The sequence below is a fragment of the Aeromicrobium sp. genome (genome assembly GCF_037719875.1).
Classification (GTDB): Bacteria; Actinomycetota; Actinomycetes; order Propionibacteriales; family Nocardioidaceae; genus Aeromicrobium.
In genome coordinates this window covers 60,452-74,384 of record NZ_JBBJMJ010000008.1, presented here as the reverse complement: position 1 = coordinate 74,384, position 13,933 = coordinate 60,452, and the positions used below count along the sequence as shown (strand labels likewise).

Sequence of the window (13,933 nt, the reverse complement as noted above, 5' to 3'; positions counted from 1 at the left end):
CTCAGGCCTGGGCTTCGGCCTTGATGTCGTCGATCGCCTGGTTGAAGCCCTGGCTCGTCAGCGAGGAGCCCGCGATTTTGGAGACATCGAGGTCGTCGATGCTCTTGCCGACGACCTGGTCGGTGATGCCGCCGGCGAACTGGGTCTGATACTGCTTCGACGTGCCGTTGGTGGCCTCGGGGGTGACTGTGAGGTCCGAGATCTCGCCGCCCGCGAGGGTCAGCTCGACGCTCACCGAGGAGTTGCCGCCGGGGTTGTCATAGCTACCCTCACCGCTGTAGTCGCCGTCCTCGTAGCTGCCGGACTCGCTGGAGACTCCGCCGTCGGCCGACGCGCTGTCAGACGAGGTGGGCGCCGCCGAGCCCCCGTCGCTGTCGCCGCCGCCACATGCGGCGGTCAGCAGCAGGACCGAGGCGGCAGCAGCCGCCGAGAGCATCCTTTTGTGGGCGGGGAGTTTCATGGTCGGGCTCCTGGGCTCGCATGATTGGGTGAAGGTTCAACTGGTCAAACGGTGCCAGATTCGGCGTAGTTCCCCCGCAGGACTTCTCACAGGTCACCCACAGCCCGCGTCGCGGCGTGGAAGCCGCCCATGCCGTGGACGCCACCGCCGGGGGGTGTCGACGCCGAGCAGATGTAGAGGCCCTTGGCGCCCAGCGAGTAGGGATTGGGCGACAGCCTCGGCCGCATCACGAGCTGCCACGGGTCGTTGGCGCCGCCGCCGATGTCACCGCCGGCGTAGTTGGCGTTGTGCGCCTCGAGGTCAGCCGGTGTCGACACCGTCATCGCCACGATACGGTCGCGGAAACCCGGAGCGAAGCGTTCGATCTGGCCGATGATCGTCTCGGTCGCGTCGCCGGTGTAGCCCGTCGGCACATGGGCGTACGACCACACGGGGTGGACGTCGCCGACCGAGCGGCCAGGGTCGGCGAGATACTGCTGGCACAGCAAGACGAACGGCCGCTGCGGCATCTGACCGGCACTGACCTGCCGTTCGGCGGCGTTGAGCTGCTCGAACGTGCCGCCGAGGTGGAGCGTGCCGGCCTTGCGTGCCCACTCGTTGGTCCACGGCACGCCGCCATCGACCGCGAAGTCGACCTTGAACACACCCGGCCCCGTGCGCCAGCGTCTGAGCGGTCTCCGGACCCGACCGGGAAGCCGATGGCCGGCGATGCGCAACGCCGCGTCGGGCGCTGTGTCGAAGATGACGATGTCGGCCTGCGGGAGCTCGGTGACCTCGTGGCCGGTCTCGATCGTGCCGCCGTGCTCGATGATCTCGGCGGCGAGTGCACGCGCGATCGCAGCAGAGCCTCCCTTGGCGACCGGCCACCCATACGCGTGGCTCGTCATGCCGAACATCAGGCCGAGCCCGCCGGTCGTCGGCCGGTGCAGCGGATGGATCGCGTGCGCTGCAAGACCTGCGAAGAGGCCGCGCGCCTCCTCGGTCTTCCAGCGGTGCGCGATCCACGACGCCGGCTGAAGCGCCCGCAGGCCGAACTTCGCCATCAGGATCGGATGTCGGGGGACGTGGAGGATCGGGCCGAAGAGCTCGCCGATCAGCTCATCGCTGTGCTCGGCCAGGGGTTCGTAGAGCTTGCGCCAGGCCGGCCCGTCGGAGCCGAGCCCCTCGACTGTGCGGTCGAGGTCGCGGAACATCACACCGGCCCGCCCACCGTCCAGAGGGTGGACCGCGTCCACCTCCGGCCACAGCCACTCGAGACCGTGGCGGCCGAGGTCCAGCGACTGGAAGAACGGTGATGCGACCCCGGTGGGGTGGGTCGCCGAGCAGATGTCGTGGACGACACCCGGGACATTGAGCTCGGCCGAGCGGGTACCCCCGCCGATCTCATCCTGGGCCTCGAGGACCGTCACGGCGATGCCGGCATGCGCCAGGACGACGGCGGCGGCCAGTCCATTGGGTCCCGAGCCCACGACAACGGCACTGGTCATGACCTCAACCTAGTGGCCCTCACGTGGTGGACGGGACCCGCGAGGTGATGCGGAAGGGCAGGTCACCGTCCCACGGCTGACGACTGACCATGTCAGCGACGTCGACCTCACCGGTCTCCACAACTCCGGTGGCGGCATCGACGATGCGATAGCTCTGCACCGGGTGACCGATCGGTTGGGCCTCGAACATGATGACCCGCAGCTCACCGGGGGCGTAGGAGCACCGCACCTGGATCGCCGCGAGAAGGGCCTCGTTGTGGAGGTGCCCGTCGCCGAAGTTCCAGCCGATCGCCGAGCCGGCCACCATCTCACCGTCCACGATGAAGCGCGATTCATGGTCCTCGGCCGCGTGCGGATAGAGCCCGGCCATGGCTCGGCCGTGCGAGTGCAACCCACGCCAGGCGCCGAGCTTGCCGATCATCAGGTCGACCGTGTCGGGCGGATAGAGCTTCGCGAGCTGGCGGTGCGGCAGCTGCGCGGACTTGGTGACCCGATCGGCGTATGTCTGCTCGGCACCTTCGCCGAACAGCCAGACCGACGTCGGCCAGTTGCCGGCGTAGTAACGCATCGCCGGGAGGAACGAGATGTGTTGCGGCTTGAGGTTGCCCCAGGCGACAGTGCCGACGACGAGCGCGAAGATGCCGTAGACCAGCAGCGGATTGCCGGCGTCGGTCACCCCGACCGCGGCGTAGTGACCGAACAGATAGACCGTGCCGAAGGCCATCAGGACGTTCCACTCCAGCGGCACCCCCATGGGGATCGCCGAGAGGATGTTGATGTGGAACAGGACCATGATCGTGACCGCGATCGTGGTGACCGTGCCGCCACTGGAGAACAGCAGCACGAGCGGCATGCCAAGCTCGAAGACCGTGCCACCGTGGGCGAAGCCTGCGGCCAGGCCGGACGGCCGCACGTCATCGACCGGGTCACGCCAGAGGCGCTTCTTGAGCGCGACCGGCATGAGGGGCGCGTTGCTCAGCATCGTCGAGACCACGAACGGAAAGTGCCTGTTGATCTTGGACGTCGCGGCCCCCCACCACAGTGCGATCATGATCAGCTTGGCCGCCAAGATCATGTCGACGAACGGGAACAGCAGCACGATCGTGGTCACCCAGTAGTGCTCGGAGCGGGCGGCCAGGAAGATCGTCTTGTCGCGCAGACCCAGCAGCGGGAGCAGGACGAGCAGGGGCACCAGCCGCCACGGCTCGATCATGCCGGGATCGCGATCGGCCGGGGAGAGCAGGATCATCAGCGCCGAGGCGATCACTGCGACGTACAGGCCGATGTCGAGGATCGTGCGGTGGGAGCCCTTGGTCCCGGGCACCCGATCGGGCCACGGTGGCAGGCGGATCGTGCCCGGACGCAGCCAGTAGAGGAAGGTGCCGATCGGCGGCAGGAAGCGCATCGTCAAAGGCCCGAACCCGCAGCCGAATCCCAGCACCTCGAACAGCAAGGTCCAGACGATGACCTTCTGGAACACCACCGGGGTGGTCCACCAGTCGCTCAGCTCGCCCAGTCCGCCGATGCCCGGCGTGGAAGCCGCGAACAGCAGACCGCCGAGGATGTAGAGGCCGATCTTGAGGACGTACAGCAGATAGACCGCATAGGGCGTGCCGAACCCACTGGTCGCCCAGTGCTGCTGAAGCACCTTCGTACGCTCGGCGCGCGGCTTGGCGCGCCACTGGTCGACGTCGATGTCAGGCAAGGTCGGCGCGATCAGACCCATGGGCTCTCCTTCGGCGTCCCTCCGACTCCGAAGACTACGGCTCCGGCGTGTGACCAGCACCACAGACCTGCCGTTCGCATCGCAAGACGGTTCTCAGCCCTTCGATCGACCTCCCTAGCGTTGCCGGGACATGGTGGTCTTCATACCCAGGAGTTGTGCATGAGCAGGCAGTTGCGTGTCGCCGTGATCGGCGCCGGACCAGCGGGCATCTATGCCGCGGACATCCTCACCAAGTCCGACGTGGACGTCACGATCGACATCCTCGATCGCGATCCCACACCGTTCGGCCTGATCCGCTATGGCGTCGCCCCCGACCACCCGCGCATCAAGGAGATCATCAAGGCGCTCAAGCGGGTGCTGTCGCACGAGGGCATCCGCTTCTTCGGCAACGTCAACTACGGTGCCGACCTCAAGCTCGACCACCTGCAGCAGTTCTACGACGCAGTCATCTTCGCCACCGGAGCGCGAGCGGACCGCGATCTCGAGATCCCCGGCATCGACCTCAAGGGTTCGTTCGGAGCGGCCGAGTTCGTGTCGTGGTATGACGGGCATCCCGACGCGCCCCGCGACTGGCCCTTCGACCCCCAGGCCGAGACCGTCGCGGTTCTCGGCGTCGGCAATGTCGGCCTGGACGTCGCGCGCATGCTCGCCAAGACCGCCGACGAGCAGCTCGTCACCGAGATCCCGCACAACGTCCACGCCGGTCTCACGGCGAACGCGGCCAAGGACATCCACGTGTTCGCCCGCCGCGGACCGGCGCAGGTCAAGTTCACCCCGATGGAGCTGCGCGAGCTGTCGCACTCGCCCAACGTCGATGTCGTCGTCCACCCCGAGGGCTTCGAGCTGGACGAGGGCTCGATGGACGCGATCCGCGCCTCCAAGTCGGTCAAGCTCGTGGTCGACGTCCTGCAGAACTACCTCGCCAAGGAACCGACCGGCGCCGCTCATCGCATCCACATCCACTTCTGCCAGAACCCCGTCGAGGTCCTCGGCGAGGACGGCCGGGTCGTGGGCCTGCGCACGGAGGTCACCGAGCTCGACGGCACGGGCAACGTCCGTGGCACTGGCGAGCTCATCGACTGGCCCGTTCAGGCGGTCTACCGGGCCGTCGGCTACCGGTCAGAAAACCTTGCCGGCATACCGTTCGACGACACCCTTGCCGTGGTCCCCAACGACGGCGGGCGAGTCATCGACATCGACGGCGCACCGCTCCCCGGCGCCTACGTCACAGGGTGGATCAAGCGTGGGCCGGTCGGCCTGATCGGCCACACCAAGTCTGACGCAGCCCAGACCATCGACCTGCTGCTGTCGGACGTCGACCGGCTCGTCGCCCCCGAGCAGCCCGAACGCGAGGCGGTCGACCGCTACCTCGACGGTCGCGGCATCGAGTTCACGACGTGGGACGGGTTCGAGAAGCTCGAGGAGCATGAGCTCGCGCTCGGCGAAGCGGCCGGGCGTACGCGCATCAAGGTCGTCCCCCGTGACGAGATGGTGCAGATCAGCCGGAGCTGATCAGCTGGCTACTTGGTCACCAACACCTGCACGCGACACGGACCACCGTCAGCCGCAGCCGGGACCTTGTCGATCACGAAGCGCACCGACCTGCCGGGCGCGACATCGGCCGTCTTCGTCGTCTTGGCCTGCTCTTGCCCACCGGACGCCTGGCCGATGTAGATCGTGACCTGGAACTTCGCCTTGGTCTTGGCCACGTTGGAGAGCTGGCCGGATGCCCGCCACGGGCCCTTGGCGCTCTTGTCGCAGCGGAACTTCGACAACGCCTCGGGTGCTGGCGTGCCCGACGGGGGGGCGATCGTGGCCTTCGTCGGCGCCGCGACCGGTGACCCAGTGGTCTTGTCCGTGGCCGGCGCCTTGCCGTCAGATCCCCCGCCGCACCCGGTGAGAACCAGGAGCAGGGCGACCGCGAGCATACGCATGACGCCATCCCATCACGCGAGCGCGCGCCTCTTGGGCAGGCGCGCGCCGTCGATGTGCCCAGCACGGCCAGATACTGTGACGTCCTACTAACTGAGGAGCAGCCATGGGGGCAATAGCCAAGGTCGGCGTGATTGGTGGCGGGCTGATGGGCTCGGGCATCACCGAGGTCGCCGCGCGCGCGGGCTCGGATGTCGTGGTCGTCGAGATCAGCCCCGGCGCGGTCAAGGCCGCGGCCGATCGGGTCGAGGGCTCCCTGCGGCGGGCCGAGTCACGCGGGAAGATCGATGCAGCCGAGGTCACCGCGGTGCTCGACCGCATCACGTTCACCGAAAGCCTCGAGGACCTGGGCGACCGGGACCTCGTCGTGGAGGCCGCATCCGAGGACGAGGCCACCAAGCTCGACCTGTTCCGCCGAGTGGGACAGATCCTGGACAAGGATGATGCGATCATCGCGTCCAACACATCCTCGATTCCTATCGTCAAGCTCGGCGCCGTCTCCGGCCGCGCCCACCATGTCATGGGGGTCCACTTCTTCAACCCGGCGCCGGTCATGCAGCTCGTCGAGCTGATCCCATCGCTGACGACCTCGCCCGAGACACTCGACCGGATGCGCGGCTGGGTCACCGACACCCTGGGCAAGCAGCCCATCGACGCGACCGACCGCGCCGGATTCGTCGTCAACTCACTGCTCGTCCCCTACCTGCTGTCCGCGATTCGCATGTACGAAGCCGGCTACGCCTCCGCTGAGGACATCGACCGCGGCATGGTGCTGGGCTGCGGACATCCGATGGGGCCGCTCGCGCTGTCCGACCTGATCGGTCTCGACACCCTCAAGGCCATCGGCAGGTCGATGTACGACGAGTTCAAGGAGCCGCTCTACGCCCCGCCGCCGTTGCTCGACCGGATGGTCGATGCCGGCCTGCTGGGCAAGAAGACCCGTCAGGGCTTCTACGCCTACACCTAGTCACTCCTCGATCACCCGGTCGTCGCGGTGGGGGGCGAAGAAGTCGGCCTGTTGGGTCATGATGTCCCGCATGTCCGAGCCCTTCGGCAAGCCATAGACCGTCCCACCGAAGTCGAGCCCACGCTGGATCGCCCAGATCTCGTCGTGACGATCGGGCGGGAACATCTGCGCCGGGTCGCCGACCGCCACACAGCCGATCGGCAGCGACTCCCCTGACCCAATCCGTGAGTTGACCTGCAGCACGCTGTTGATGCGCATCTCCGAGCCGGTGCCGATCGAGGAGCCAGGGAACAGCGACGCCCCGGTCGCGATGAACACCTCGTGCGCGATCGTCGCGCCGTTGACGTGCGTGTGCGGTCCGATCATGACGTCATCGCCGATCCTGACCGGATGATTCGCCCGCCCGCGTACGAGGGCATGCTCCATCACGACCACCCGTTCACCTATCACGACGCGTCCGTCCTCGGCGGCGATGACCGCGCCATGCAGGATTCGAGCGTCGGGGCCGATGGACACATCGCCGCTCACGACGGCGGTCCGTGCGACATACGCCGAAGGGTCGATGGTTGGGGTGCCGCCGCGATGCTGGATCAACATGCTCCGAAGGTATCGCCCGCCTCGCCGTGCAACCAGATCGCAGCCAGGTGCAGGATAGAACTGACGCGCCACATGCCACGCCACACCTCGGAGGCACCTGTGCTCTATCCGCTCACCGTCATGGACTTCCTCGACCGAGCCCTCACGGTCTATCCCGATCGCATCGCGGTCATCGACGAGCCGGACCAGCCGGCCGAGTCGTGGGGCGAGATCACGTACGCCGAGCTGGGCCGGCGGGCTCGCGCACAGGCTGCATCCCTCGACGAGATGGGGGTTCCCGTCGGTGCCCGGGTGGCGATCGTGTCGCAGAACTCCGCGCGCATGCTCACCTCGTTCTTCGGCGTATCGGGCTGGGGCCGGGTGCTGGTGCCGATCAACTTCCGGCTCGCGGTCGCCGAGATCCGCTACATCGTCGAGCACTCGGGTGCCGAGGTGTTGATGGTTGACCCGGACCTGCGCCACCTGGTCGACGAGGTCGAGTGCGCACGCACCTTCGTCCTCGGCGATGACGACGACAAGATCTGGGGATCCACCAACGACCCCGAGCCGTGGGCAGGCGACGAGGCCGCAACCGCGACCATCAACTACACCTCTGGCACGACTGCCCGGCCCAAGGGCGTACAGCTCACCCATCGCAACAACTGGCTCAACGCGACGGTCTTCGGGTGGCAGGCCTCGGTCTCGGACCGCGATGTCTATCTGCACACGCTGCCGATGTTCCACGCCAACGGCTGGGGGCACCCATTCGCTGCGACCGGGATGGGTGCGACACATGTCGTGCTGCGCCAGGTCGACGGCACCGAGATCCTCAAGCGCATCCACGAGCACGGTGTGACCTATCTGTGCGCTGCCCCCGCCGTCGTCACCGCGGCCCTCGACGGTGCCAAGACATGGGAGGGCGAGATCCCCGGCCGTGACCGCGTGCGCATCATCGTCGCCGGCGCGCCACCGCCCACACGGACGATCGAGCGCGTGCGCGAAGAGCTGGGCTGGGAGTTCATCCAGATCTACGGGCTCACCGAGACTGCGCCCTTGCTGACCATGAGCCGTATGCGTACCGAGTGGGACGACCTTGACGCCGCCGAGCAGGCCCGACTGCTCGGCCGCGCCGGGGCGCCGGTGATCGGCGTACGCATGAAGATCGACGCTCCCGCCGACGACGGGGTGGGTGAGGTGCTGGCGCAGTCCAACCACAACCTCGAGTCGTATTGGGACAACCCGGAGGCGACCGCCGAGGCGCAGGCCGACAACTGGTTCCACACCGGGGATGGCGGGACCTTCGAGGACGGCTACATCGCGATCGCCGACCGCAAGAAGGACGTCATCATCACCGGCGGCGAGAACGTCTCGTCGATCGAGGTCGAGGATGCCCTCAGCTCGCACCCGTCAGTGCGGGAGGTCGCGGTGATCGGCATACCTGATGAGAAATGGGGAGAGCTCGTCACCGCACTCGTGGTGCTGGACCCCGCCGAGGAGCCGGTCGACCAGGCCGGGCTGATCGCGCACTGCCGCGAGCACCTCGCCGGCTACAAGTGCCCCAAGAAGGTCGAGTTCCGTGACGAGCTGGCTCGCACCGCGACCGGCAAGCTGCAGAAGTTCAAGCTCCGCGAGCAGTTCTGGGAGGGCCGGGACCGGCAGGTCAACTGACCGTTCGGATAACCTTGCTATCTCAACTCCCGACAGGACTTCCATGACGACGCTGCACGACGCCCTCACCCTCCCCTGCGGCCAGGTGCTGCCGAACCGGCTCATGAAGTCCGCGATGAGCGAGGTGCTGGGTGACAAGGACTACGCCCCCGACCACCGGCTCGAACGGCTCTACAGCACGTGGGCCGACGGCGGATACGGCCTGCTCGTGACCGGCAATGTCATGGTCGATCGGCGCCAGCTCGGCGAGCCCGGCAACGTCGTCGTCGAGAACGAGCGGCACCTCGATGCACTGACGCGTTGGGCCAAGTCAACGCAGGACAGTGGCACACCGATCTGGATGCAGATCAATCATCCCGGTCGACAGGCCAATCCCATGGCTCTGCGGCAGCAGCCGGTCGGGCCGAGCCCGATCGCCCTCAAGGTGCCGGGTGCCAAGGTCCCGCGCGAGCTCACGGGTGCTGAGATCGAGGACATCATCGACCGGTTCGCGGCGACGTCCGCCGTCGCGGAGACTGCAGGTTTCGATGGCGTGCAGGTCCACGCAGCGCACGGCTATCTCATCGCGCAGTTCCTGTCACCGCTGTCCAACCAGCGTCATGACGAGTGGGGCGGTGACCCCGAGCGTCGTATGCGGTTCGTCCTCGAGGTCGTCCGCCGCATCCGCGCCCGGGTCTCGCCGGGCTTCGCGGTCGGCATGAAGCTCAACTCGGCGGACTTCCAGCGCGGCGGATTCACCGAGGAGGAGTCACGCGACGTCGTCGCCCGGCTCGCCTCGGAGGGCCTCGACCTGATCGAGGTCAGCGGCGGCAGCTATGAGTCGCCGGCCATGATGGGGGCGGCGGCGAGCACGCTCGAGCGTGAGGCGTACTTCCTGGATTACGCGCGTGCGGTCCGAGACGTCGCCGGTGATGTGCCGCTCGCGGTGACCGGCGGGTTCCGCTCGCGCACCGCGATGGAGTCAGCACTGGAGTCCGGTGACTGCGACCTGATCGGCATCGGCCGGCCAGCCTGCACGACACCCGATGCCGGCAACGTCATCCTGGACGCGCGAGCGTCCGCCATCGAGGCGCACCGCGTCGGCTACAGCGGGACCGGGGTGCTCGCCAAGGTGATCGACGTCAAGACGATCAACAGCGCGATCGAGCTCGGCTGGCACGAGGACCAGCTGCACCGCATGGGTGCCGGCCGCGACCCCGATGTCGACCGGTCGAAGCTCAAGACGGCGCTGTCGCTGATGCGTCGCAACGGGTCGGATGCGTTCGCCAAGAGGCGCGGCTGACCTTCCGGCCGTGGCCTAACCGCGTAGCTGCGCGGCCAACGGGCAGTCGAACGGATCGCGGGCGCGCAGGCCGACATTGTTGAGGTAGTCGACCACGATCGCGTACGAGTGGAAGAGCCCGACCTCCATGTAGTCGATGCCCTCGCGCTCGCAGTGAGCGCGGACGTACGGACGGGCCTTCTTGAGGTTGCAGCGCGGCATGTTGGGGAACAGGTGGTGCTCGATCTGGTAGTTGAGTCCGCCCATCGCCCAGTCGACTACCGGATTGCCCCTGACGTTGCGCGACACCATGACCTGACGGCGCAGAAAGTCCAGCTTCATTTCCGGCGGGATGATCGGCATGCCCTTGTGGGCGGGCGCGAACGAGGCACCCAGGCAGAAGCCGAAGACCGCCATCTGGATCGCAAAGAACGCCGCCGCCTTGCCCAACGGGAGGAAGGCCAGGAGGATCGCGACGTAGGCCGTCAGGCGGGTCACGACGAGGAACAGCTCGACCCGGCGCCATGGTTGGGTCGAGGTCTTGTCGCGCGCGGCGCGGATGCTCTCCGCATGCAGGTTGAGGCCCTCCAGCGTCAGCAGCGGGAAGAACAGCCAGCCCTGCCGCTTGACGAACCAACCGGCGAAGCCACTCTGACGTTCGGCCACGATGCCGGGGGTGAAGGCGATCGCACCGGGTCCGATGTCAGGGTCGTAGCCCTCGAGATTGGGGCCCTTGTGATGCATGTTGTGCTTGGCGCGCCACCACGCAAAGCTCAGGCCCGCGAACGCGCCGGCCATGATGCGCGCGGTCCAGGTGTTCCAGGCCGATGAGGTGAACATCTGCCGGTGGGCGGCATCGTGCCCGAGGAACCCGAACTGCGTCACGATGACGCCGAGCGCCGCCGCCAGGATCAACTGGAACCAGGAGTTTCCCAGCCAGAAGAAGCCCACCCAGATCCCGAAGAACGCTGCGACGTGCACACCGATCTGGAGCCAGTAGTAGAGGTGCTTGCGCTCCAAGAGACCCGCTTCGCGGACCTCAGCGACAAGATCGGTGAAATGGCTGACGTACTTGTCCTGGCTCGACGTCTGCGCTGCGGTCTGGCTCGCGGTCGCCGGGGTCACATCTGTCGTCATCGGCCGCCCCTTCCGGGCTGATCGTCACCCGCGGACAGGAGTCAGCCACAGCGGGATGGTGTGCCCTCCGAGTGTGTCATGATCCGACCTCCTACGCGTGAGAGGAGCCTGAGGACGCGGGACCGAGGTGCTCGATCCGCAGCACTTCCGATGGAACCTTCCAGGCCCGGGCCCCGTCGTAAGGTGGCAGGTCACCTCAGGAGGCAATGTGGACGCGACGGCAGAGGCGGGTTTCGCCGACTTCGTTCGTTCGCGTTGGCGCGATCTGGTCCGGGCGGCGATCTTCCTGGGTGCGAGTCCGTATGAGGCCGAAGATCTCGCACAGCAGACATTGGTGCGTTGCTACGCCAGCTGGGAGCGTGTGACCGATGCCACCAACCGTGATGCGTATGTCTACCGGATGCTGCTCAACCAATTGCGCGACGCACGCCGTACGCGATGGTGGCGCGGCCGCGTCGATGCGGAACCCGACGGGCGGATCGACGATGCGAGCAACCAGGTCGTGATCGCAGATGCAGTGCACCAGGCGCTCGCAGGGCTGACCAAGCCAAACCGCGATGTCGTGGTGTTGCGCTACTTCGTCCAGCTGACCGAGGCACAGACCGCCGCGGCACTCGGCATCTCCGTGGGAACAGTCAAGAGTCGGATGTCGCGCTCACTGGACCGCCTGGCCGACTCACACCACCTCATCGAAATGTCCGAGGAGCGACGATGACCGACCTTGACGACCAGTGGAACGAGTTGCCCACCAGCACGCCTCCCGTGGATGCGATCCTGCGCGCGGGCCGGGACCGAGAGGCCAAGCGCCGCGCCGTCCGCGGGCCTGCGCTCGCCGTCGCCGCGTCGGCGGCCCTGATCGGGGCCTACATTGCCGGTTCCATCGACGGCAACGCGCCGGGGCCGGCCGACCTTTCAGCACGACCCGGGCCGAGCCCGGTGGCCTTCCAGGCAGACCTCGACCCGGCACAGAGCTGTGACGATCTCCTCGCCTCATACCGCGACCGTGCGCTCGGGCTGGTGACGGAGTGGGGATGGGGGACCGGGTACGGCTATGGGAAGGCTGGGCTCCCTCTGAGTCCAGTGCAGCTCGGCCCACGACGCGACGCACTGACCAATGCCACCCCCAGCAGGCTCAGCACCCGTGAGGGGCAGACCGCGGGTCCCACCGGGACCAACATCCAGGAGCCCGATGTCGACGAGCCCGACACCGTCAAGAGCAACGGCAAGCTTGTGATCAGGCTCCGCGGGGACGACCTGCTGGTCTATGACGCCTCGGGCGACAAGGTGACCAAGCAGTCCACGATCCGGCTGCCGCGTCTCGAGGACGGCGAGATCCTGCTCTCCGGCACGACCGTCGTCGCGATCGGTGCCGACCAGGTCAGCCCCCGCGACGATGTGACCGGCGAACGCCGTGGGAGTCGGATCATGACCATCTCGATCAAGCAGCCCTCAAAGCCCACGATCGAGTCCACCGTGACGTACTCCTCGCGCGTGCTCTCGACGCGTCAGCACGGAGCGACGGTCCGTTTGGTCCTCGCGGCGGGTCTGCCCGAGCTGGACTTCGTCGAACCCGGAGGCAAGGTCACCCCCACGCAGGCACTCACCGCCAACCGGGCAGCAGTCGAGGACTCGACGATCAAGGACTGGCTGCCGACACACGACTCCGGGGACGGCTCGGAGCAGCTCCTCGACTGCACGGATGTGGCCCTGCCGCCGGCCGCCTCCGGCCTCGACACCGTCAGCATCGTCGGTTTCAAGGCCTCCGCCCCCGCAGCTCCGCAGACGATCGGCCTGGCCGGCGGCGCCACGATCGCCTACGAGTCGGCGGACCATCTCTACCTGGCCGACAGTCCCGAACCGGCCGCCATAGCGAGGCTGGACGACTGCTTCGACTGTTTTCCCGGGCGCGTAGTGCCGATGACCGGATCGGCAGGAGGGACGACACACCTGTACGACTTCGAGCTCGACGGCGTGTTCGCCAGCCACGTCGCCTCGGGCGAGATCGAGGGCAGGATCCAGGACCGCTGGTCGCTCGACGAGGCCGACGACGTGCTGCGGGTCGCCGTCGGACCGTCCAGCGAGACCGGCCCCTTCAACTCCGTCGTCACCCTCAGGCGCGATGGTCAGGAGCTGGTCGAGGCAGGACGCGTCGACAGGCTGGGTAGGAACGAGGAGATCAAGGGAGTGCGCTGGTTCGACGACCTGGCAGTCGTCGTGACCTACCGACAGGTCGACCCCCTCTACACGATCGACCTCGCTGATCCTTCGCGCCCCAAGCTGATCGGCAAGCTCAAGATCCCCGGCTACAGCGACTATCTCCACCCACTCGAGAACGACGAGATGCTGGGCATCGGGTTCAGCGGGGGAAGGGATCGAGGCAGCGCCCAGATCGCGGTGTTCGACACATCCGACCTCACCGACGTCAAGCGCACCGATGTCGAGCAGTATCCAGGCTCCGAACCGATCGCCGCCGGAGAGCCGCGGGCCTTCACCTACCTGCCCGAGCAGGACACGGTCCTGACTGTGCTCCAAAAGAGCTCCACGGTCAGCCTGGCCACGATCGAGATTCGGAACGGACGGTTGACGAGCCGTCTGACCAAGGTCGAGTACGGCGCCGACGCCGCCCAGGTGCGCACGATCGCGATGCCGGACGACCGCGTCGTCCTGATCACGGGAGAGGACGTGCGCTTCTTCGACCTGCCCTGAACGAAGGGGTCAC

General features: G+C 67.3%; 12 protein-coding genes. 6 read left to right on the top strand and 6 right to left on the bottom strand.

Annotated features, from left to right (window positions below):
* Nucleotide 1: 1 nt before the first annotated feature.
* The 3 genes from WKF39_RS09660 to WKF39_RS09650 form a co-directional block, all read right to left on the bottom strand.
* Nucleotides 2-460 carry a hypothetical protein gene (locus WKF39_RS09660; protein WP_340387779.1) on the bottom strand — a complete coding sequence of 153 codons (459 nt, stop codon included), beginning with the start codon at nt 458-460 and terminating at the stop codon, nt 2-4.
* An 86-nt stretch (nt 461-546) separates the two neighbouring features.
* Complete coding sequence (locus tag WKF39_RS09655) at nt 547-1,947, bottom strand: NAD(P)/FAD-dependent oxidoreductase (RefSeq protein ID WP_340387777.1); 1,401 nt, start codon at nt 1,945-1,947, stop codon at nt 547-549.
* Nucleotides 1,948-1,966: 19 nt separating this feature from the next.
* Nucleotides 1,967-3,673, bottom strand: a complete 1,707-nt coding sequence (locus WKF39_RS09650) for a DUF3556 domain-containing protein (protein ID WP_340387775.1) — start codon at nt 3,671-3,673, stop codon at nt 1,967-1,969.
* 159 nt (nt 3,674-3,832) lie between these two features.
* Between WKF39_RS09650 and WKF39_RS09645 the strand changes: the two genes are divergently transcribed.
* Nucleotides 3,833-5,185, top strand: coding sequence for an FAD-dependent oxidoreductase (locus tag WKF39_RS09645; protein WP_340387773.1), 1,353 nt, complete (start codon nt 3,833-3,835; stop codon nt 5,183-5,185).
* An 8-nt stretch (nt 5,186-5,193) separates the two neighbouring features.
* On the opposite strand, the gene WKF39_RS09640 is transcribed toward WKF39_RS09645, so the two are convergent.
* Nucleotides 5,194-5,607 carry a hypothetical protein gene (locus WKF39_RS09640; RefSeq protein WP_340387771.1) on the bottom strand — a complete coding sequence of 138 codons (414 nt, stop codon included), beginning with the start codon at nt 5,605-5,607 and terminating at the stop codon, nt 5,194-5,196.
* A 104-nt stretch (nt 5,608-5,711) separates the two neighbouring features.
* Between WKF39_RS09640 and WKF39_RS09635 the strand changes: the two genes are divergently transcribed.
* Complete coding sequence (locus WKF39_RS09635; RefSeq protein WP_340387769.1) at nt 5,712-6,572, top strand: 3-hydroxybutyryl-CoA dehydrogenase; 861 nt, start codon at nt 5,712-5,714, stop codon at nt 6,570-6,572.
* Here WKF39_RS09635 and WKF39_RS09630 read toward each other — a convergent pair whose 3' ends face one another.
* A complete protein-coding gene (locus tag WKF39_RS09630; protein WP_340387767.1) occupies nt 6,573-7,169 on the bottom strand; it encodes a gamma carbonic anhydrase family protein in 597 nt (198 codons plus the stop codon). It abuts the gene before it with no gap.
* A 72-nt stretch (nt 7,170-7,241) separates the two neighbouring features.
* Here WKF39_RS09630 and WKF39_RS09625 point away from each other — a divergent pair, with 72 nt between their 5' ends.
* On the top strand, nt 7,242-8,816 hold the full coding sequence (locus WKF39_RS09625) for an AMP-binding protein (RefSeq protein ID WP_340387765.1): 1,575 nt from the start codon (nt 7,242-7,244) through the stop codon (nt 8,814-8,816).
* A 43-nt stretch (nt 8,817-8,859) separates the two neighbouring features.
* On the top strand, nt 8,860-10,098 hold the full coding sequence (locus tag WKF39_RS09620; protein ID WP_340387763.1) for an NADH:flavin oxidoreductase/NADH oxidase family protein: 1,239 nt from the start codon (nt 8,860-8,862) through the stop codon (nt 10,096-10,098).
* Between the two features lie 15 nt (nt 10,099-10,113).
* On the opposite strand, the gene WKF39_RS09615 is transcribed toward WKF39_RS09620, so the two are convergent.
* Nucleotides 10,114-11,214 carry an acyl-CoA desaturase gene (locus WKF39_RS09615; RefSeq protein WP_340387761.1) on the bottom strand — a complete coding sequence of 367 codons (1,101 nt, stop codon included), beginning with the start codon at nt 11,212-11,214 and terminating at the stop codon, nt 10,114-10,116.
* Between the two features lie 208 nt (nt 11,215-11,422).
* Here WKF39_RS09615 and WKF39_RS09610 point away from each other — a divergent pair, with 208 nt between their 5' ends.
* Together WKF39_RS09610 and WKF39_RS09605 are read left to right on the top strand one after the other, a co-directional pair.
* Nucleotides 11,423-11,929, top strand: a complete 507-nt coding sequence (locus WKF39_RS09610) for a SigE family RNA polymerase sigma factor (RefSeq protein WP_340387759.1) — start codon at nt 11,423-11,425, stop codon at nt 11,927-11,929.
* Nucleotides 11,926-13,920: a beta-propeller domain-containing protein gene (locus tag WKF39_RS09605; RefSeq protein WP_340387757.1), complete on the top strand. Its 1,995-nt coding sequence runs from the start codon at nt 11,926-11,928 to the stop codon at nt 13,918-13,920. Before WKF39_RS09610 ends, WKF39_RS09605 begins: the two co-directional genes overlap by 4 nt.
* Nucleotides 13,921-13,933 lie beyond the last annotated feature (13 nt).